The sequence below is a fragment of the Tessaracoccus massiliensis genome (genome assembly GCF_000826065.2).
GTDB lineage: Bacteria > Actinomycetota > Actinomycetes > Propionibacteriales > Propionibacteriaceae > Arachnia > Arachnia massiliensis_A.
The window spans coordinates 274,154-293,967 of the sequence record NZ_LN623542.1; the positions used below are offsets into that span (position 1 = coordinate 274,154).

Annotated in this window: 17 protein-coding genes, 3 pseudogenes and 1 other annotated feature; of the genes and pseudogenes, 5 read left to right on the top strand and 15 right to left on the bottom strand. The window is 66.6% G+C overall.

What is annotated here, in order from left to right; translation table 11 throughout:
• Positions 1-45: 45 nt before the first annotated feature.
• Positions 46-687: pseudogene (locus BN1186_RS16030) on the bottom strand (DEAD/DEAH box helicase family protein); the annotation flags it as partial.
• Between the two features lie 126 nt (positions 688-813).
• On the opposite strand from BN1186_RS16030, the gene brig1 reads away from it, so the two are divergent.
• From brig1 to BN1186_RS08345, 3 genes are read left to right on the top strand one after another with little or no spacing between them, the layout of a single operon-like run.
• A complete protein-coding gene (gene brig1 / locus BN1186_RS08335; protein WP_040283602.1) occupies positions 814-1,959 on the top strand; it encodes an anti-phage DNA glycosylase Brig1 in 1,146 nt (381 codons plus the stop codon).
• 12 nt (positions 1,960-1,971) lie between these two features.
• Positions 1,972-2,250, top strand: a complete 279-nt coding sequence (locus tag BN1186_RS08340) for a hypothetical protein (RefSeq protein ID WP_040283603.1) — start codon at positions 1,972-1,974, stop codon at positions 2,248-2,250.
• 34 nt (positions 2,251-2,284) lie between these two features.
• A complete protein-coding gene (locus BN1186_RS08345; RefSeq protein ID WP_082031191.1) occupies positions 2,285-3,697 on the top strand; it encodes an ATP-binding protein in 1,413 nt (470 codons plus the stop codon).
• An 89-nt stretch (positions 3,698-3,786) separates the two neighbouring features.
• Here the strand turns inward: BN1186_RS08345 and BN1186_RS08350 are convergent, their stop codons facing one another.
• Positions 3,787-5,154: a hypothetical protein gene (locus BN1186_RS08350; protein ID WP_040283604.1), complete on the bottom strand. Its 1,368-nt coding sequence runs from the start codon at positions 5,152-5,154 to the stop codon at positions 3,787-3,789.
• A gap of 497 nt (positions 5,155-5,651) precedes the next feature.
• Between BN1186_RS08350 and BN1186_RS08355 the strand changes: the two genes are divergently transcribed.
• Both BN1186_RS08355 and BN1186_RS15475 read left to right on the top strand, forming a co-directional pair.
• Positions 5,652-6,593 (top strand): hypothetical protein, encoded by a 942-nt coding sequence (locus BN1186_RS08355; RefSeq protein WP_139650971.1) that lies wholly within the window; start codon positions 5,652-5,654, stop codon positions 6,591-6,593.
• Positions 6,594-6,907: 314 nt separating this feature from the next.
• On the top strand, positions 6,908-7,069 hold the full coding sequence (locus BN1186_RS15475) for a hypothetical protein (RefSeq protein ID WP_180349045.1): 162 nt from the start codon (positions 6,908-6,910) through the stop codon (positions 7,067-7,069).
• A gap of 121 nt (positions 7,070-7,190) precedes the next feature.
• Here BN1186_RS15475 and BN1186_RS16485 read toward each other — a convergent pair whose 3' ends face one another.
• The 13 genes and pseudogenes from BN1186_RS16485 to BN1186_RS08420 form a co-directional block, all read right to left on the bottom strand.
• Complete coding sequence (locus tag BN1186_RS16485; protein WP_074436975.1) at positions 7,191-7,403, bottom strand: ankyrin repeat domain-containing protein; 213 nt, start codon at positions 7,401-7,403, stop codon at positions 7,191-7,193.
• A 224-nt stretch (positions 7,404-7,627) separates the two neighbouring features.
• Positions 7,628-7,885: pseudogene (locus tag BN1186_RS16490) on the bottom strand (DinB family protein); the annotation flags it as partial.
• Positions 7,886-8,708: 823 nt separating this feature from the next.
• Entirely contained in the window at positions 8,709-9,569 is an 861-nt protein-coding gene (locus BN1186_RS08370) for an exodeoxyribonuclease III (protein ID WP_040283605.1), read from the bottom strand.
• Positions 9,566-9,961: a hypothetical protein gene (locus tag BN1186_RS08375; protein ID WP_040283606.1), complete on the bottom strand. Its 396-nt coding sequence runs from the start codon at positions 9,959-9,961 to the stop codon at positions 9,566-9,568. The genes BN1186_RS08370 and BN1186_RS08375 overlap by 4 nt, the downstream gene beginning before the upstream one ends.
• Positions 9,962-10,200: 239 nt before the next feature.
• Complete coding sequence (locus tag BN1186_RS08380; protein WP_040283607.1) at positions 10,201-11,253, bottom strand: FUSC family protein; 1,053 nt, start codon at positions 11,251-11,253, stop codon at positions 10,201-10,203.
• 100 nt (positions 11,254-11,353) lie between these two features.
• Positions 11,354-13,624: a catalase gene (locus tag BN1186_RS08385; RefSeq protein ID WP_052459959.1), complete on the bottom strand. Its 2,271-nt coding sequence runs from the start codon at positions 13,622-13,624 to the stop codon at positions 11,354-11,356.
• 477 nt (positions 13,625-14,101) lie between these two features.
• Positions 14,102-14,449 (bottom strand): integrase core domain-containing protein, encoded by a 348-nt coding sequence (locus tag BN1186_RS16040; RefSeq protein WP_222704310.1) that lies wholly within the window; start codon positions 14,447-14,449, stop codon positions 14,102-14,104.
• Positions 14,434-15,633 (bottom strand): IS3 family transposase, encoded by a 1,200-nt coding sequence (locus BN1186_RS08395; RefSeq protein WP_139650973.1) that lies wholly within the window; start codon positions 15,631-15,633, stop codon positions 14,434-14,436. The genes BN1186_RS16040 and BN1186_RS08395 overlap by 16 nt, the downstream gene beginning before the upstream one ends.
• Positions 15,541-15,672: a sequence feature (AL1L pseudoknot), on the bottom strand. (Overlaps the previous gene by 93 nt.)
• Before the next feature lie 79 nt (positions 15,673-15,751).
• Positions 15,752-15,964, bottom strand: a pseudogene (locus BN1186_RS16495) (hypothetical protein); the annotation flags it as partial.
• Between the two features lie 1,456 nt (positions 15,965-17,420).
• On the bottom strand, positions 17,421-18,068 hold the full coding sequence (locus BN1186_RS08405) for a hypothetical protein (RefSeq protein ID WP_147625367.1): 648 nt from the start codon (positions 18,066-18,068) through the stop codon (positions 17,421-17,423).
• A gap of 82 nt (positions 18,069-18,150) precedes the next feature.
• Positions 18,151-18,567, bottom strand: coding sequence for a hypothetical protein (locus BN1186_RS08410; RefSeq protein WP_040283609.1), 417 nt, complete (start codon positions 18,565-18,567; stop codon positions 18,151-18,153).
• On the bottom strand, positions 18,564-18,935 hold the full coding sequence (locus tag BN1186_RS08415; protein ID WP_074436978.1) for a DNA translocase FtsK: 372 nt from the start codon (positions 18,933-18,935) through the stop codon (positions 18,564-18,566). The genes BN1186_RS08410 and BN1186_RS08415 overlap by 4 nt, the downstream gene beginning before the upstream one ends.
• A gap of 167 nt (positions 18,936-19,102) precedes the next feature.
• Positions 19,103-19,774, bottom strand: a complete 672-nt coding sequence (locus BN1186_RS08420; RefSeq protein WP_040283610.1) for a hypothetical protein — start codon at positions 19,772-19,774, stop codon at positions 19,103-19,105.
• Positions 19,775-19,814: the final 40 nt, after the last annotated feature.

Genomic DNA, 19,814 nt, shown 5'->3' on the forward strand with positions numbered 1-19,814 from the left:
CGGGCTGAGGAGAACCTGACCTTCGCCTTCGTGGCATCGTCGGCGGCTCGTGATGACGCGGCGGAAGTAGGAGAACGGGTTGCGGTTGGCGGGCAGCTTCTGCTTGACGCGGGCCACGCCCTGGGAGTCGAGGCGCACGAACGGGATGGCGAAGCGGCTCCACATCTCGTGCTGCATCTGCTCCAGCACGTGTCGCGGGGTGACCACCAGGATCCGTTCCCCGCGGCCGCGGCGGATGAGTTCGGAGAGGATCATGCCGATCTCGAGGGTCTTGCCAAGGCCGACGGCGTCGGCGAGGAGAATGCGGGGCCGCAGTGTCGCGGGGTCGAGGGCCTTGGCTACGGCCTTGTGCTGGTAGCCGAGCTGGCGGGCGAGCATGCGGGGCGAGACCGTCAGCGAGTCGTCGCTGAGAGGGACGGCGGTCTTGCGGAGGGTGGACTCCACCCAGAGGCGGGAGCGGCGGTACTTGGGTGAGTCGTCGGCGCGGACTTGAGTGTCGCGGGGATCGTTGAGCTTGATCCGGTCCAGCGAGGGGTAGAAGACGGCGTCCTGGCCGCGGACCAGATCGGACAGGCCCTGGGCGTTGAGGACGGGCCCGTCGGAGGATTCGTCGACTGACGTCACCAGCCAGTCCTCGTCGAGCAGCACCACGACGTTGCCGGGTGCGAAGGTGTCAGTCCTACTCATCGTGAGGTCCAGCCTATCGAGGATGCCTCAGGTGCGGGCGGTGGCCCAGCAACTTCTGCCTCGGTGTGGAGCTGAGATTCGGTTGCGGCGGGAGATCCGTGGTCCAAGCCGTGCGAGGATCGGGGCATGTCGAGTCGGCGCACCATCACGGACTTCTGGGATGAGGAGGTCGGACGCTGGGCTCGTGGCGACCGCGCGTTCCACCCCGACCTACAACGATGGTTGGCCGGCTACTCGGGCAAGGGGGCGGGGGCGGTCAATCTCGAGGTGATACCGGAGCCCTACATCGGGTCCCTGGATGGGCCGACGCCAGCGCTGGTCATGCTGGGCCTCAACCCGGGCGCTCCCGCTCCGCACTTCCAAGGGCCGGACGGCGTCTACACCCGGCGGATCCGTGAGACGAGCTACGGCGAGTGGGCGGCCTCGGGGCCGTACTCGGATGAAGCGTGGGAGTCGGTGTACGGCCGCAACCGATACCAGCACGCCCGCCTCACCTTCGCCCGACGTCTGCACGATGACCCGAGCATCCAGGCGACGGATCTCCTGTTCGTCGAGCTCTACCCGTTCCACTCGAAGCGCGTCACAGCCGCGATGCTGCCACCCCACGACCTGTTGCAGCGGTTCATCCTCGACCCGCTCAGCGAGCTGGACGTGCCCCATGTGTTCGCCTTCGGCAAGCCGTGGATCGCAGCGGCGGAGAGACTTGGCCTGGGTGCCGGGACGTTGCTGCCGGTCGATTGGGTCACCCCGAGCCGGCAGGCTCGCGTCTTTCCGTTGTCGGGGCATCAACAGTTGGTAGTGGTGACCCAGCGAGGCTACGCGGGCCCGCCGGGCGCTGCTGACACTCAGGCCCTGGCGGGGGCACTCCGCGCGGAGGACGTAACGACTTCCGCCCAAGAATCCACCGACAACTCAAGGGAGATCCTCGCCACCTTCGACGCTCTCGCGAGATGCGGCGACAGGACGAGCGGCAACTCGTGGGGCATCTCCTATTTCGAGGAACGCGACCGCTACCGGCGCCAGCCGCGATTCGACGAGCAGAGATTGCTGCGCTCAGATAGGGCCCTGCTCGAGTCATTCGGCCGAGATCCTGCCGTCCTGTGGATGTTCGGCTGTAGCCGCCATGGCTACTACTACGCGCGAGCCACGCTGTTCGACGAGGGATACGGAGGGCTGAGCGAAGAACTCATTGGCCGTTACGGACCGGATGCGCCCACGACGTTCATCAACCTGTTCCGCGAGGAGTATCGGAAACCCGCCCAACGGGCCTGAGGAGGAGTGGTCATGGATCGTTCAGGTGTCAGACGCCTGCTGGGCATCGAGCCTGCCCGGATTCACATCGTCGATGCCGAGGTCTCGGCCACGGGACCATGGGAAGGCATCTCGCTGTCACGGGTGCTGCTGCGCGCCTCCGACGGGCACACGATCCCGTGCCTCCTGCAGGAACCGGAGCATCTCTCGACGCCCCTGCCCGTCGTGGCCATTCACCAGCACAACGACGAGTTCCACCTCGAAGGGCTCGCAACGATCTCCGCGGACTGGCCCTTAGCCACGGCTTCGTGATCTGAAACGTACTGTATAAATGTTACAGTAGATCATGACCTCAGCCGCCGTTGACACCGCCCTGGCGCTCGCTCCCGACATGATCGAACGCGCGCTCGCTCAGGTATCAGAGGACCAGTGGTTCGAACGCAAGTCCGCCAGAGTCGCCCCGCGCGACCTGGCCGCCCCCTTGGTGGCTATGGCAAATGCTGATGGCGGTGTCATCGTCGTCGGAATGCACGACGGCGTCCTCGAAGATGTTCCGCCTCAGCGCCGCAACGCCATCAGGCAAGCGGCGATGGACTACACGCTGCCCCCGGTGCGCATGCACGTGGACGAGCTGACCGTCGACGGGGATTCCCCTCGCACAGTCATGGTGCTCCGCGTCGAACCTGGCGAAACCGTGCACCACACCCACAAGGGAGACTGTTACCTCCGCGTCGGGGACGAATCTCGCAAGCTCACCGGCGCGCAGGAGCGCGAACTGGTCTACGACCGGGGGTCCGCGCAGTACGAGGCATCACCAACCACTCTGGCCGTCGACGACCTCGACCCTGCTCAGCTCGACGGCTACGCGTCACTCGCCGGCGTGGACTCCGCCCAGCGCGCGCTAGCGGCCCGTGATCTCATCGACAGACGGGGGCGTGTCACAGTGGCGGCGGCGTTGCTCTTTGATGAGCGACCGCAGCGCGAATTCCCCAACGCGCATGTTCGCGTGCTCAAGTACGGCGCCGATGCGAGGGGGGTCGGTGACGCGATGACGCTCGAGGCAGGAGGCGACAGGCGAATCGAAGGGTCCATCCCGCATCAGATAAGGGCAGCAGCCCAGACCATCGAACCACTGATGCCCAAGTGGGAACAGCTCAGCCCCGCAGGGCTATTCGAGGCCACGTCCCGCATCCCCCGGGGTGCGTGGCTAGAGGGGCTGGTCAACGCGGTTGTACATAGGTCGTACAGCATGATGGGTGATCACATCCGGTTCGAGATCTTCCCGAACCGTGTCGAGATCACCTCGCCCGGCCGCTTCCCAGGTCTGGCCAACCCGTCACGCCCCCTTGAGGTGACGCGGTACGCACGCAATCCTCGGATCGCGAGGGTGTGCGCCGATCTGGGGATCACCCGCGAACTCGGCGAGGGGATCCGACGCCTCTTCAGCGAGATGCGGAAGCGCGGTCTGGCCGACCCCATCTACGAGCAGACGTCCTCGTCCGTGAAGCTCACCCTGCTCGCCGTCGATGCGCTCCCTGCGGAGGTCACCGCCCGCCTTACGTCCAGCGCCAGGGCGATACTGACCGTGCTCCGCCTCCACCAACGCCCTATGGGCACCGGTGAGCTGGCCGACTTGGCTGGCGTCACCCGCATGACGGCCACGCGGGCGCTGGCCGCGTTGGAGGAAGAAGGCATCGTCACCTGGCGCGGCAACTCCAAGCGCGACCCACGAGCCACCTGGGTACTGGGGCAGCTGTAACAATTACTGCAACATCGATGTTGCAGTAGGTTGTTGCAGCTGGTCGTCTCCGGTGGTTGATCGCGAAGCCGACCAGAGTTCACCTCGGGTCACGCGTTTGCGTCCGAGTCCTCCCCCGAATCATCGACGGCGTCGGAGCCCTTCCGCTTGAACAATCCGCTCAGTGCTCCCCCGGCGGAACCCGCGGCCCCCTTGACCGCAGACCCGGCCCGCTGAATCCCCGCAGCAGCGCGCGGCTGGTCGGGAACGCCGTCGCCGTCGATGTCCAACGGACGGAACATCCCGGTGGCGCGGTCGATGCCCTCGACGCCCAGCCGCTTCACCGTCGCGGCTCCCTCGGCACCCGACGTCCGGACCCTCTCCAGGACCTCACCGGCCGCACTCCGCCACGGCTTCGCGTCGACGTCGTCGTGCACGGACTCTATGCCGAGCGCGTCCCGGAACGTGACGACGCCGCTGGCCACCTCACGGCTCGCTCGGACCGCCGCCGGCGAGTCGAAGGGGTTGAACAGCACCTTCGAGTTGGCCTTGCCGATGGTCGTACTCATCTGGGCAAGGATCCGCGCGGTGCTGCGGGCGATGAGGTCGCGGCGGTTCTGCCTCGCGATGGCCAGACCCAGCCGATGGCTGTCGAGATCCTCCGGCGATGAGTCCAGCACCCGGTCCAGCTCCAGCACCGACACTCCATCCAGGAGTTGGAACGTCCGCGCCAGCACCGTCAACCACTCGCGAACCCGCGGCTCGGCCTCTCTGGTGCGTTTGGCGAGGTCACCGAGGTCGTCGGCCTTCTCGAGCTTCTCGGCGATGGCGTCGATCTGGCGGAGGGCGTAGCCCTGGGTCCGGGCGATCGTCATGGATGTGGCCTGCACCTTCGACCATGTCACCTCCGACACCCGCCCCACCTGCTCGCGGACTGTCAACGCCTCCTCGACGACGAGATCCACCCCGATCATCCCCGACAGCACCGCGTCCTTCTGGGCGCGGAGGATATCGTCGACCTTCTCGTCGATCTCCTGAAGGTAGTCGACGATCCGATCCATTTGCTGCTGCATCGCCTGCTGCTGCATGATCGTGGACAGCGCGGACAGAGCAAAGGGGCCGCTGAGAAGCGCGCCGGGGGCCTTTGAGATCTGGAGCCATTGCTGGATGTCACCGCGCTTGCCGATCATGGCATGGCTGACGCCGGGGGTGTCTGTGTCCATGAGTCCGTAGTGCTTGACCGCCTCGGCCGATTCGGCCGTGAGCTTCACCCAGCGGCCGGAGTTGGCCGCGAAATCCGAACCCATCCGGGCCGCCGCGCCTCCTGCCCCGATGATCGGACCCAGACGGCGGACGTCGAGCGCAGTCGACTGCGCCGGATTGAGACCCTGGTCGAGGAGGAAGCGCTCGACGTCGTCGGCGCTCCCAATCACCGCCAGACCCTCACCGTCGCTGATCAGCTCGACCCCGTTGCCCATGTCCGCACTCCTCATCGGCCCTGCGATGCTGTTGTCACCGCCCCTTGTCGGGCTCTGCCCGGAACACTACCGGCAACTGTTGGGCACTGCGCCAGAGCGTGCGACGTGATTTCCATACTGGTGAAGTCGCGCCGATCACTCTCCCGCAAAGCGACTGTGGGCCATCGGCTCCGGGATAACTGCGCACACAGCGCCCCGAGGTCAACCAGCCCCTGGTCCGCGCGTCCTCAATGACCCCGTCCGGTAATGTCACTTCCGGGTCATCTCATCGACGAGCGGGGAACAGATCAGCTCTCGCCGACCCTTGTAGCCCGGGAGGACGGACCAGCTTGCCTATCTATCGAGATGTCGCAATGCCGCAGTTGGAAGCCTTGATGGCCGCCCGGACGGCCTTCCACCGGTCGCACCCGGTGTATAGGTGTGCTCAGGTAGTCAGCCACCTCTCCTACCGAGGACCCGACCAACGGGTCTCATGGCATGCGTCCACCGCTGTGTCAGTGCTGGAATGGGCAAACTTCCTTGGGATCAGCAATGGTCTGCCGCTACCGGAAGCGATGAGCCTGGCCCTGGAGGCTATCCATCTCGAGCTCCGGAGAGCTCGGGGCGACATCGAAGACCCGGCGATTGACGGCGTTGAAGCAATCCTCTCCGATCTACATTCACTGTGGGGGTTCAAGGATGGCGTCCAGCAAATCGAAGTCCAGTTGGAATGGCCGTCCATCGAGTGGGTGAAGACACCGATCGACTTGGGCACCGGCCTGCCGAATGACTCGGCGATCACGTTGCGCCACTTCGCTGACTGCGACCACTTCAAGAGGAACGACGACGGCACCTGGATCGGACTTCCACCCTCCCTCGCCACGGACGAGCAAATGGAGGAACTCCGGCCATGCAAGGACTGTGTCGCCCGAGCAGAACGGTCGGGCAACGACGCGATAGGCCCGCGTCTCGGTTCCGGCGATCCTCGCCAACTGGCAACGCATTGGGTGAGCAATGTTCCCACCCCACTCATGCTCGACCTCGACGACACCGACATAACAGCAACAGTTCGCGCTCGTCGAGAGCAAACACACCTCCGCAAGGGCCTCCTGGCCGGAGCGCCCGAAGCGCCATGTGCGATCTGTGGGAGAGTTCTCACTGCATCGGTGCTTGTTGCTGCTCACATATTCCCGAGACGGCACCTCAACGACGCCGAGCGCCTTAACTTCGCATCGGCAGCCATGCTCGTCTGCGCGCTGGGCTGCGACGCACTTTTCGAACTCGGTTACCTCATCGTTCGGGAAGACGGGACTCTCGTCGCTGGCCGGTCGACAACTGGCGCCTTGGCTGAAGCAGTCGACGTCCTTGCTGGACGTCAGTGTTCCGCATTCAACGAAGCCACGGCCTCCAACTTCCGACGCCACGCCGAGATTCACAACAAGCTTTATCCGACCCGTTGATCCGCAGGATCCCGCAGCATCGAGGACAGACGAGCGCTTCGTTGGTACCGATAGTCGGCTTGCAGCCTAAGAACATCGCATGCGATCTAGTCGCACGATGCGTCGAGCCATATTGGGCGCTGTAGCCCGACTTCCCATCAGCGGCGGGGATCAATCGTCCACCTTCCGCGGCGCAGTACGTTCAAACAGTCGACCTGAGAGCACGTGCCCCGTCCAGCCGGCGATCTCCGCTGGGTGATTCTGTCCAGGTAGGCCGCTATCAGCCCTGGGTCCAGGTCCTCCACGCTCGCCTCTGCTACAACGCCTTCACCGACGTGGCCCTCCAGACCACCGGCACCGCGGTGACACGGATCCTCCCTCCGGTCTCCCGCTTCGCCCCCGCCGGCGGGCACGGCGAGAAGAAGCAACGGGTCCTCACCCGTCTCGGCGCCTTCCTCGAACGGTTCCTCGGCCTCGGGCACGGCAGTCAGGACTGACCGACGCGCGACAGATCCAAGTTTGAGAAGCCCAAACTTGGAAGTTCGCCATGATCCTCCAAGTTCAGTTGGGGGTTACTTGGGCCTCTGAGCGGTTGGCGGTACCGGTGGCTACTCGCCGTCACCCCGCAACAACTGGGCCGTCTCGGGGTGGCCGAAAGTACTCCGCCCATGCAGACGGCGGCATGCCGATATTGGCATCTAGCAGTTCCCCGTCCGCCCCGTGGTCCAGCAGCAGCCGGACGATTGACGGCTCCCCCGCTGCGGCTGCGTAGTGCAGCGCGCTCGGGTTGCCGCCGTCGACGGCGCCGTGCTCGACCAGCGCCCGCACCACGTCCCAATGGCGTCGGCCCGACTCCTCCCCAGCAGCAACGGCGGCACCTCGACACCCTCGTCCATCAGCCTCGCCACCTCGGCCGCGTCATCACGGCGCGCGGCTCCAACCACCGGATCCTCCTGGTCACGCTGGGCGCGATACAGGCCGCGGAGCGGCGACACCTCCGCGCCGTGGGCCATCACCTCGCGGTTGATGTGCAGCACCAACGCGCCCCAGGACTGGTCAGCATGGTGATCGCCCCGCGGGCCGAGCGGGCGGAGCAACGCTTCGTCGTCGAGTGTTCGGATGCCGTCGCACCACATCGTGTAGGTCTTGTCGAGGAACGCCAGGGCTTCATCGGCCGTCGCGGGCAGGGGTTCGGGCCACCAGCGTGCGTCGTACATGGCGAAGTCCTCGGTGGGCAGCGCGCCCTCGGGCAGCGACGGGTCGCCGAAGAACGCTCTTGCCCGGGTGCCGAGGACGTCGCGCCCGATGTGCACGATGCGCCACGCGATCGTCGTGACCGGGGGTACGGGAGGGTCAACCGCAAAGATCTCGTGCCTCAGCTCGCCCCGGTCGTCACGGCGAAGCGACCAGCAGCCCGGGACCGGCTCCCACTAGTACTCGTCGTCGGTCACTCCCTCGAGCCGGGGCCCACAGGTGCACGTTCCAGAAGAACTCCAACTGATCCAGCATCATCTCGCGCCACGTCATGTACCGACGCTAGACCTTGCGCCGTGCCCGCGCGGCCGATCCGCAGGACCGGAGGGCCAAGGGGAGCAACCCGCGAACCCTCTAGCAGGGCGCTCGATGGGACCTCTGAGCGGAGAACCACGCTGCACGGGGCGTCGGCTCACGGACGCAGGCGGTCTTCGTCGCTCCAAGACGGCATTCTGTGACTGCACTCTGGCATCGACCGCACTCCCGGGGATCTGGCCGCCAAGCTCGATCGCCTGTTGCGAGTGCGGCGTGGGCGGCCGCGCCGGTCCTCACGACGGCGGTTCCCCGGCCGACCCCCCAGCTCCGTCTCGTCCCCGACGACGGAACTGCCACCGGGCTCGACGCCACCGCGAGTCCCGACCGACGCCCTGCTGAGTAGAGCGCCCGAAGCGAGCGAGCGTCGACCCGCACCCTGTGCTGCCCGGAGGGTAAGACGAGCCCCACCAGGCCAAGCAGGGCTAGGGCAGCGGCGGCGATGGCCGCGATGATGTCGTGCTCACGACGGCAAGCGTACGGCCCATCCCCCGTTGGCGTGTGGCAGACGCCGGTGGCGTGCCGCCACAGCCGTTGGCGTTCCGATTGCGCGGCTGCGGGCGGTGAAGATCACCCGCGCGACTGCGGCAGACGCGTCCGACCTCCCCGCTTGGGGTTCGATGGCGGGGGCACGACGGGCCCGATGTCGCCGTCGGGAGCCTGGTCGAGGTCGACGAAGACCGGCGCGTGATCGCTGGGCAGCTTCCCCTTGCGGGCGGCGCGGTCAACCCAGGCCGCCGCGACGCGGTCGGCCACCGGGCGCGACGCGAGGACCAGGTCGATGCGCATCCCGAGATCCTGGTGGAACATGCCGGCGCGGTAGTCCCAGTACGAGAACAACCGCTCATGTTCCGGCCAACGCGTTCGGACGACGTCGACCAGCCCGAAGGCGGCGAGCCGCTCCCGCTCCGGCGCGGTGACGTGGGTGTGCCCGATGTAGGCGGCAGGGTCGAAGACGTCAGCGTCGGCGGGGGCGACGTTCATGTCCCCGCAGAGAGCGACGTCGGCGGGGCCCTGCGCGACGGCGTCGGCGAGCGCGTCCAGCCAGTGGAGTTTGTAGTCGTAGTGGTCGGAGGACACCTCGCGGCCGTTGGGCACATAGAGGCTGTGCACCCGCACTCCCCCGCACGTGGCGCTGATCGCCCGAGCCTCGGTGGCCCCACGGTAGTCGGGCTGCCCGGCGAAGTTGCGCTCCACGTCGGCCAGGCCGGCGCGCGACAGCAGCGCGACGCCGTTGAACCCGCCCTGCCCGTGGTGGGCCGCCTCGTACCCGAGTTCGGCCAGCGGTCCGTCGAAGAGATCGGCGAACCCGGCGTCGGTGAGCTTGGTCTCCTGGAGGCAGACGACGTCGGGCTGACGTTCCGCAAGCCACGGCAACAGCCGGGGCATCCGCTGCTTGGCGGAGTTCACGTTCCAGGTGGCAATCCTCACAACTGCGAGGCTACCCCGGAGGGGGCGTCAGCGCTCGGCGAGCGCCCGGGCGGGACCGATGAGAAGACGAGCGTCTCCTCGACGTCCGGCGCCTCGGCGGGAAGGTCGGCCGGTACGTCGACTGCCACCCCGGAACCAGCGAGCAACTCCCCCACCGTCGCCGGGTCGGCGTTGGCCTGGCGGATGTGCAGGTCGAGCAGCTGCCCGGCCCGGACGGTGTGCGTGACCCCCGCGTCGTCGAACGTGAACTCACGCTCGGCACGCCGGTACAGGTGCCCGACGATCGGCTCGAGCCTCAGGGTCTCGTGGAGGATCGCGTACCGCTCCGCCTCATCGGCCTGCACGTAACGGGCACGCAGCGCGCCGTCGCGCAGGAGGTGCAGCGCCGCCATCGATCGGCTGGTCGGCCATCGTGCCGCCGGGAATGGACTCGGAGTTGAAGCCCGCCTGCGCGGTGGCGTCACGCTGTCGCAGGATCTGGCGCACCGCCTCGGTCGAGCGCACGCGCCAGACGCCGTCGTGACTCTCAATTCTCGGGGAGGTGGCCTCCCCTGGTTTGACGGAGATCCGTCGGCAAGCGCCCTCGCTCATGCCAACCAGCGTACTCCTCGCCCCACACCCGCCAGGCGAGTCAGGAGTCCTCGACGACCGGCAGACTGCTGAGCGCCGGGCTGAGTGAGAGCTGCGCAGACGCGGCGATGATCCCCGCCAGATAACGGCCCTCGACGTCGTCGAACTCCGCGTTGTGGACCTGGTTCATCAGGGCGGTGACATCCTCACGGACCCGCTCCGCCAGCTCCGCGGTCGGGGTTACGATCACATCGGCGAGGCCGGCGAAGGCCGTGGCTGTGGCCCGGCGCAGCTGGTGGTTGAGCACCCGGTAGTCGTCGCGCTGCACGTCCTGGAGGACGACGCCGACGTCCTGCACCATGAACGCGATGTGCGCCAGCGACCGCGCCCGGTCCTGGAGGGAACGGCGGACGCCCTCGTAGCGGACCGCCCGGGGGTTGCCCTCGGTGGACCGCTTGACCTTCTCCAGCGCCTGCCGCAGCCGATCGCGCTCATTGTCGATCTCGTCGAAGACCGCCTCCAACTGCTCTGCTTCTGGCTCGTCGTGCTCGCGCAGCAACTCCGCGACCCGGCGCAGCTGCACCACAAGCTCCGCCCGCAGCCCCTCAGTCGCATCGCTGAGCGACGTGAGGTTCATCTTCGGCAGCGCCGCGTTGACGCCCAGCCCGATCAGCGCACCGGTCAGGATCTGCCCCACGTAGATGAGGATGTAGTCCTGCGGGGGGTCGCCGGAGAAGATCAGCACGAACAGCGCCGCCGTCGCGACCCAGTGCCGCTGCTCCCCCAGGAAGCGCAGACCCCCCAGGGCGGTGCCGATCACCACCACCGGCGCCACGGTCAACGCGTTGGGCCACGAGATGACCTGCATCAGGGCGGCGACCAGCGCGCCCAGAATAATGGCAGCGGTGGCTCGGAACGCCTCGCGGACCGAGTCGCTGACGGCCGGGTAGATGACCGAGATGCCGCCCAGCGAGGCGTAGTAGGCGTACTCCGCCATCTCGCCGGGGAACCGCGCCCCCACCGCCCAGCCGAGCCCGGCGGCGAGCCCGGACTTGAGCGCCAGCAGGGCGCGCTCGTGCAGCATCACCCGGCGCAGCCGGGCAATCAGTTTCACTGGTGGGGCTGCTCGGCCGCCTCCAGCGCCGCGCGGGCCGCAGACTTGGGATCAACCCCCTCGAAGGACAGGTCCGCGAATCGATCGGCGTTCGACATGATTACTCCTTCGCAGTGGGCTTGGCGGTGGGGAACCGTTCCCAGACCCTATGGGTGGCGAGCAGCTTTGCCAGCCCGGCAACGGCGGCCTCCGGCTCTTCCGTGACGACGCCGATTGCGTCCGCCGGGACACCGGCGGCCTCCAGCACCGCGGTCGCCCCCGGGGCAACGGCGATCGCCTTGCAGTGGCGGAACATTTCGCCGACCATCTTCACCACCCGCGGGTCGAGGGGCTTCCCCGCCGTCGAGTGGCCGGCCTTGGCATCGAACGTGGGCTCGGCGTCCGGCGCGGGCGCAGGGGCCTCCACAACCAGGGCCGCGTCAAACTCGATCGACGCCGCAGTGAGGAACGTGCGATCGACGACGACGTCACCCAGCTTGCCGCCATGGGGCGCGGTGACGAACGGCAGCATGCCCGCGGCCATGACGGCATCCTTAGCCGCCGCGATGGCGGCGGGATCGGTGTCGGCGTCGACGATGAGCGCGATCTTGCGGCCGGTTACCGGCCACGTGCCCCGGATCTGGGACAGCGCCGGGCTCGGCTCGACGTCTGCGGCCGGCGGCACCGTCGGCTCCGGTGCGGGCAGGCCGAGTGCCTTGGCGACCTCGGCGCAGAGGTCGGCGTCGATGTTGGCCAGGCACTGCAGCTGCCGGACGCGGATCGATTCCTCGTAGCACTTGCCGAGCTCGAAGACGTAGGCCCTCGTCAGATGCTGGCGCTCCACGTCGGTCAGCGAGCGGACGAACAGCGTGGCCTGGCTGAAGTGGTCGTCGAAGCTCTCGGACAACTCCCGCACCTTCGCGCCCTCGACGCGCTGCGGGACGTCGATGAACGCGCCGCTCTCGTCGTCGGCGACGGCCGGGTTGCCGCCGTCGAGCGAGTTCGGGCGGTATGGCGCCACCCCGCCGTGGACGGCGTGCTGGTGGAAGCCGTCGCGGAACATGTCGTTGACCGGACAGTGGGCGCGGTTGATGGGGATCTGGCTGAAGTTCGGCCCGCCCAGGCGGGTGATCTGGGTGTCGATGTAGGAGAACAGCCGCACCTGCAGCAGCGGGTCGTTCGTGATGTCGATGCCGGGCACCAGGTTGCCGGGGTTGAACATCACCTGCTCCACCTCGGCGAAGAAGTTGGTGGGGCGGCGGTTGAGCGTCATCGTGCCGATGATCTCGACTGGGCAGAGCTCCTCGGGGACGATCTTGGTGGGGTCGAGCAGGTCGATGCCCTCGAAGGTTTCGTCGTCGCTGTCCGGCATCACCTGCACGCCGAGGTCGTAGGACGGGAAGGCGCCGGCGTCGATCGCGTCGTACAGGTCGCGACGGTGGAAGTCGGGGTCGTTGCCCGCCGTCATCTGGGTCTCTTCCCAGACCTGGCTGTGGATGCCCTGCTTCGGCTTCCAGTGGAACTTCACCAGGCTGGTCTCGCCCGCCTCGTTGATGAGCCGGAAGGTGTGGATGCCGAAGCCCTCCATCATCCGGTACGACAGGGGGATGGCCCGGTCGGACATGCTCCAGGCCACGTGCGCCTGGGCCTCCGTGTGGAGGGAGACGAAGTCCCAGAACGTGTCGTGCGCGCTCTGCGCCTGCGGGATCTCCCGGTCGGGTTCGGGCTTGACCGCGTGCACGATGTCAGGGAACTTGATGCCCTCCTGGATGAAGAAGACGGGGATGTTGTTGCCGACGAGGTCGTAGTTGCCCTCGGAGGTGTAGAACTTCGTCGCGAACCCGCGGGTGTCGCGGACGGTGTCGGAGGAGCCGCGGAACCCGGCGACCGTCGAGAAGCGGACGAAGACGTCGGTCTCGACTCCCTTCTTCAGGAAGGCGGCACGGCAGATCTTCTCCGCCCGGCCGTTCGCGACAAACACGCCGTGCGCTCCGGTGCCCCGGGCGTGCACGACGCGCTCGGGGATGCGTTCGTGGTCGAAGTGCGTGATCTTCTCGCGTAGGTGGTGATCCTGCAGCAGCACCGGGCCGCGGGGGCCGGCCTTGAGGGCGTGGTCGGTGCTGCGCAGCCGCGCGCCCTGCGCGGTGGTGAGGTACTCGGCCTGCTGCGCCTTGGACTCCGGCGAGGCGCCGGTGGGAGCCCCGGTCGGGGTGACCGTCTCGGGTGAACCCTGCGACGGCTTGGGCGGCGGCGGCGCGACGGGAGACGTCGGCTCCTCCACCGGCGGATTCTCGATGCCGGGGCCGGGCGGCGGAGCGGAGAGGGCCGCGTCGTCGGCAGCGGTGACCTTCTTGGCAGCGGGCTTCTTCAAGGGCGACTTCTTCGTGGCCATGCGCGGTTCTCCTTCGTCAGGCCCCCGGACCGCTCTCGATCCGGATGCATCGGGCCTTTCGAGTCTAGGCAGCAGCCCGGCCCATCCGGGGGTACTTGCCGAAGCCGGAGCCCACCCCAAGGGGTGTGTGACGTGGGCCCTCACTTCCGACGGACTCAGGCGTAGCATCGTCAGTACCGGTGGCACCGAGCAGCATCGACGCCCGCCCCAGCGCACGCCGCGCAGCCCTCCCCCCGCCATCGGCAACCACGGGAGGAATCATGAGAAAGCTGTTGACCGTCCTCATCACGGGGGTGCTGGCCGCAGCCTCGCTCCAACCCTTGCCGGCCGCCGCGGCCCCGGTCCCCCAACTCCCAATGGCACGCCCACCTCGACCCGGACACCGGGCTACCGACCTTCACCCCACCCCGACACATCGACCCAACCCACAAACCCAGGCAACACCCCAGATATCTGCTGCGGCAGATTTGTCCCGCGTCAAGTAGTTGGCAGGATTTCTTCTTGTTCAAAGGTGGGGACGGTCGTGCTGGCTCGCCCGAGGTGGACCTCGAGGGGCCGGTTCCAGGCGATCGCCTCGTGAGGGCGCTCGGTGTTGTACTCGATGCGGTAGTCTTCCGCTCGTTCGACCAAGGTCAACGCGTCGGGGATCTCGTCGAGGAACAAGCGTTCGTACTTCAACGTGCCGAACCCGCGTTCGCGTGAGCCGTTCTGCCCGGGGCTCTTGACCCAGGTCCGGACGTGTTGGAGTTCGGGGTGCGAGGTGATGAACAACTCGAAGTCGATCGAGCGGAACGGGCCACCGTTGTCGGTCACGATCGTGACCACGGGCAGCACCTCACCAGTGATCTCATTGATCGGGCAGGCATCGGCCAACGGGTGACCGAACAGGGCCTCGTAGTCAGCCAAGGCGAGCTCGACCGCGGCGATCGCGTCGTGCTTGTTCCCGGTGGGTGAGACATGCCAGGGATGCTCATACTTCGAGTACCAGTCCCGGCATCCTGCGATCCGCCACGTGCCGCCCGTGGTGGTCTCGAACTCGGAGAAGTCCAGTTGCCACACCTGGTTCGGGCCATCAGGCATCTTTGCGAACGCGGCTCTACGGTCGGCGGCGAGTTCACGGCGCTGCTTCTGGTACTGCGACGCCAGCAGTAGCCAATGGCTGAGTGGAGCCGGCCGGTGTTGTACCAGTCGACCCACATCAGCGTGGCCAGTTCGACCTCGTCGACGGTCTTGAACGGTCCGTCGAGCTTGATGCACTCGGTCTTGTAGAGCCCGATCACCGACTCGGCCATCGCATTGTCGTAGCTGTCTCCGACGCTGCCGATGGAGGCCAGCGCCCCGGCCTCGCAGAGGCGTTGGTGGTAGCGGATGGCTGTGTACTGACGCCCGGCATCGGAGTGATGAATCAGCCCATCGACGTGGTGGCCGGCACGGCCGCGGACCCACAGCGCCATCTCCAAGGCGTCGAGCGGCAGTTCGGTCGGCATCCGGTGATGGGTGCGCCAGCCGACGATCCGACGGGAGAACACGTCGGTGACGAACGCGGTGAACACCATCCCCGACCACGTCGGCACATAGGTGAAATCGACGATCCACAACCGGTTCGGAGCCGCAGCGGTGAAGTTGCGTCCCACCAGGTCAGCCGGCCGCGAAGCGGTCTCATCCGGCTGGGTGGTGATGACCTTCTTCCGGCCTCTGACAACGCCTTGCATCCCGTGTTCGCGCATCAGCCGGGCCACCGTGCAGCGCGCCACGTCGACGCCGTCGCGTTTGAGCAGGTGCCACATCTTGCGGTATCCGGCCACGCCTCGGCCCTTCGCCCGATCCGCTTGCACCGCCTCGATGTGTTCCCACACCACCGCATCCGAAACAGTCCGCGCCGACGGCGTCCTGGCTCGGGCGGCGTAATAGGTTGACGGGGCGATCTTGCAACCGTGCTGGGTCAGCACGCGGCAGATCGGCTCGACCCCGAACCGAGCCCTGTGGTCGTCGATGAACTCGACTACCACGGCAGTCGCGGGTCGAGCTCCCGCTGCGCATGAAACTCGACGCCGCCATCAGTATCTCGTTGGCGCGCTTGAGCTCACGCACTTCCTGCTCAAGCTGCTTGATCCGGGCCGCGTCACTGGTGGTCGTCCCCGAGGCCTCGCCCGCGTCGATGCGGGCTTGCTTCGTCCACCCGCGCAGCGTGTCTGGATTGACCCCGACACGCTGCCCGATCCTGATCACCGCCTGGTTCATCGACAACGAAGGCTCCTCCTTCATCGCTTCGCGAACCAGACGGATCGAGCGGTCCCGCAACTCTGGCGGATACTTCCTCGGTGCTGGCATGGTCATCATCCTTTCGTGGAATCAAACCCTCCACCAGACCCGGGGCGGTTCACTGCCTCTGACTGGTGCCCTGCTGGGCTACCGACAAACTGATCACGCCCGGCGGCGGTTCAGACTGCCCTCAGAAGAGGAACTTCCCAGCAGACTCATGACCAGGGCCAGTCCAACCCCCGCACCACCTCTGACGGCATCGGCACACGTAACACGTCGTTCGGGCCCGTCAGGCGAAGCAGGGCTCTCTCCCGGCTGAGTTCCCGAGAAACACCGCCACGTCTGAGTTCAGGAAGTGGCCGCCAGCAGAGCTCAGAACGCCCCCGCACTATGAGCACAGGGACCCAACTCTCCCAGAACGGCAACAGCGGATCGCCCGACCACGCCCACCCGACAGCTACGATCCTGTCGAAACGAACGAACCCCCGACGCGTCAGGATCCCCTTCCGAGTGACGACAACCGCGAACGGCCAGCCACCCACCCACGCTCCACACACGAATAGCAAGGCGAGAGCGGCTGTAAACCATTGGAGACCTTCCAGCCCCAGAAGGACCGCTGCACACCCGAGCGCCCCCCAACCCATCACTTGAGCGGATCCAAAGCTGAACATGAGCCCGGGCTGGCCAACACCGTGAACCATGCGACGCCCCGACCGCTTGGCAGAGGCCGTCTCACTCAGCCAGACCTCCGGCGCCACTATCGCCACCTGCTGCGGCTAGCCCAGCGGTCTGAGCCGCCGCTCACGGCACTATTCGCTCCCCCCCTGTAGGCCGACAACGCCGCCTTGGTCGTCCGGCGGTAAGCAGCGTTCTTCTTACTACCCCAGCGGTGTAAGCCCATGCGTTCGGATTTCGCTCCGCCCATTCGAGACATGAGCGCTCCGTGTCTATCCACCGGATCGGCCCACGCCGGGCCTACCGCCCCCACACCCGACACCAACGCAACCGAAACCGCGCCCCACAGCGCACAACGCAACCACCGCATAACCACAAGTACCTTTGATCTAAGGGCAGGTCTCAACGGTGAGACCCGCGACTGCGCACATCGTGCACCCCCCGAGATACTCTGTCAAACGACGATGCGTCGAATCTCATCCTGATGCGGGATACCCGCCAGTTGGTGGGCGTTCGCAACCGAGGGATGCACGCGCTGTTGGAACGCTATAGCGCAGCGGGGTTAGAGCCTGGTTGGCTCTCGGCTTCTTCTTGGGCCTCAGCGTTCTTCCTGGTGGTGATGTGGTGGGTACAGCGGCTCAGCACTCGGTCAGCGCATCGCGCCAGAGGACCCACGTGAACGATGGTTGGCTTTCTGTCGCCGCTGAAATGTAGGCGGTGTGGAGAGCGGCGAAACGGGCTGCCGGGCGAGATCCGCAGGGCGGGCGTGCTACTGTAGTGAGTAGCAAGACCTCTTGCTCCCCTTTTATAGGGTGAGCGGGGTTGGCCCTTGGTGTAGCTACGGCAGCCAAGGGCTGCTTCAGTTTTCCAGCAAGGTGGTCATCGCTTCGATGTGCGAGAAGTAGCTGCTGTCGCCGCGAACGACCTGCTGACGGTAGGCGCTGCACACCACATCAGGCAACCACAACAGTTGCTCCTCCGCAGGCGTGACCTGAAGCAGGCTGGTGCGCGCAGATATCACACCATCTGCGACAGCTTGGGCTTTCGTCCGCGCGTCCCGGTTGGCTTGGCGTCGCTCTCGGCGCCGCTCCAGGACGAACAGCGACACCGGATCACCCACGGGAGATGAGCCTGTGGCTAGATGCGCCAGCAGGGCAGTCAGTGCTGCAGCACGTGCCTCCTCACCATCGACGTCCCCTGGCTCGATCGCGCGACGATGCGCGATGACGCACCATTCCATCCCCGCCGGATCAGCCAACGCCGTGAGCATGGCATGGGTCCGTAACCGGCCGTCCTCACTACGCAGAGCATCAGTGGTGTGCCACCAACTCGAACCTGCCGCAGCGACAATCTCTGAGCGCAGGAGGTCACGCTGATCGGGCTCCACGACCACAGCGCTCATGATGTAGAACTTGTGCGGGTGCGCGGGATCGACGCTGTAGGACTCGTCCAGATACGCTACGGGACCCGTGTTGGACAGGTAAGCACCGCGGACGGCCGATGTCATCTCCCGCATTCTCACCGCAGCAGCCTACCGGGCGCACTGAAGACGGTCAGCGTGGTGGCAGGGGAAGCTCCGCGCACTTGGATCAGCGGACTCTCGTTTCTCTTTGGCCTTCGGCTTCTTCTTGGGCCTCGACATTCTTCCTGGCGGTGATGTGGTGGCTGCAGCGGCTCAGGACGCGGGCCAGCGCGTCGTGCCAGTGGACCCACGCGAACGATGGTTTGCCTTCTGTCACCACCGAGACGTAGGCGGCGTGGAGAGCGGCGAACTCCTGCTGGATGGCCCGGTTCCGCGATAGTTCGATCAACAGTGTGTCTTGGAGGTGGTAGGTGAGGAACAGCCACTCGAACCACTCCTCCATGGACGCGAACATCGCCGGCGACAACTCGCTGGCTTCCTGCGGGGGTGCCGACGACGCGCCGGTTTCCATCTGGGCTAGCCGCTTGTCGAAGGCGATCAGGGTGTCGGTGACTTGGCGTGCCAGGTCGTCCATGGAGGTCATAGCGATATCCCTTCCACCTGTGGTGTCCGTGCGGCCGCTGACCGCACTCGGCCGAGCGAGGCATTCAGTTGAGCCGGTTTGATCAGCACAGCGCGGGGAAATGGGCCGTTGGCTGGCCCGATGATCTTCTGGGACTCCAGCACCGCCAGCACTTTCTCTGCCATGTCTGCGTCGATGTGGAGGTCGCGTTGCAGCATTGAGGACGACACCACACCTTTGGTGGCTGCATACCGGCACGCGTCCGTGGCTGCATCCGCCACTGCGGCAGTGCCCGCCGGTGTCGGGGGCGGCGGCAATTCCGTGGAATAGTCCGGCGAGGATGCCACCAGGGTGTCGTCGTCGCCGACGACCCACAGTGGGCGCTGCACAGGTTCCTCATCCCACGATGGGGGCTCGGGTGCAGTGTCCACACTGGCCGGGTACAGGTCTAGGTCTTCGCGGGGTGTGGACACGGTTTGCCACCCGGCCGACGACGATGCCGACCAGTCGACGCACTCAGGTTCGGTGGGCACCCACACCGGCTCAGCAGGTTGGCTCACAGCCGCGGCAGCTGCGGCAGCGCCGGTGGCGGCAACGGCGGAGGCGTCGTCGGCTTGGGCTGCGGAACCGGTGTGGTCGGGCCGGGCTGCGGTGCCGGTGGCGGAAGGGGAGACGGCTGGACCGGACCGGGCTGCGGTGCCGGCGCAGCAACCTCAACGGGTTCCGCCGCGGGACCAAACCGGACCATGTTGTTCAACACCCACTGGGTCGACTGGACGTACCGTCCACCGACCGCCGACACGACCGTGGCCTGCGCGTAGGTACGGCAGCCGTTACGGCCCGTCGAGGCGTTGTCGCATTCGGTGCGCCAGCCCCTGCCCGAGGCATCCGTCCAGGAGACGGTGCCACCGACACGGCCATACGCCCCCAACGGGTTGGAGCTCCACACCGAACGAGGCGACGGGGTGTAGGTCAGGTTGTTGAACACCCACCCGTTCGTCTGCACCCAACGGCCACCCGACTTCACGATCTGGGTAGCCCAAATCTCGGTACGGCACCGCTGCGCCTGCGAATACGGCTCGCACGACGTGCGCCACTGACGCCCACCCACCGTGTGCTGGCCAGGAGTGATGTAAATGTCCACGTCCGCGTGCGCAGCCGGGGGTCCAACCACCGCGAGGGTGGTCGTGATGAGGCCCGCCAGGACGGCGAGCACGAGCTTCTTCATGATTGTGTTCCTTTCGGTTAGTTCGGGTGAGAAGGAAGAA

Coding starts and splice junctions, on each gene's coding strand:
- brig1 (WP_040283602.1), top strand. CDS start 814: ATGTCGAGTCGGCGCACCATCACGGACTTCTGGGATGAGGAGGTCGGA.
- BN1186_RS08340 (WP_040283603.1), top strand. CDS start 1,972: ATGGATCGTTCAGGTGTCAGACGCCTGCTGGGCATCGAGCCTGCCCGG.
- BN1186_RS08345 (WP_082031191.1), top strand. CDS start 2,285: ATGACCTCAGCCGCCGTTGACACCGCCCTGGCGCTCGCTCCCGACATG.
- BN1186_RS08350 (WP_040283604.1), bottom strand. CDS start 5,154: ATGGGCAACGGGGTCGAGCTGATCAGCGACGGTGAGGGTCTGGCGGTG.
- BN1186_RS08375 (WP_040283606.1), bottom strand. CDS start 9,961: ATGGCGGCGCTGCACCTCCTGCGCGACGGCGCGCTGCGTGCCCGTTAC.
- BN1186_RS08385 (WP_052459959.1), bottom strand. CDS start 13,624: ATGGCCACGAAGAAGTCGCCCTTGAAGAAGCCCGCTGCCAAGAAGGTC.
- BN1186_RS08405 (WP_147625367.1), bottom strand. CDS start 18,068: ATGACATCGGCCGTCCGCGGTGCTTACCTGTCCAACACGGGTCCCGTA.
- BN1186_RS08410 (WP_040283609.1), bottom strand. CDS start 18,567: ATGACCTCCATGGACGACCTGGCACGCCAAGTCACCGACACCCTGATC.
- BN1186_RS08420 (WP_040283610.1), bottom strand. CDS start 19,774: ATGAAGAAGCTCGTGCTCGCCGTCCTGGCGGGCCTCATCACGACCACC.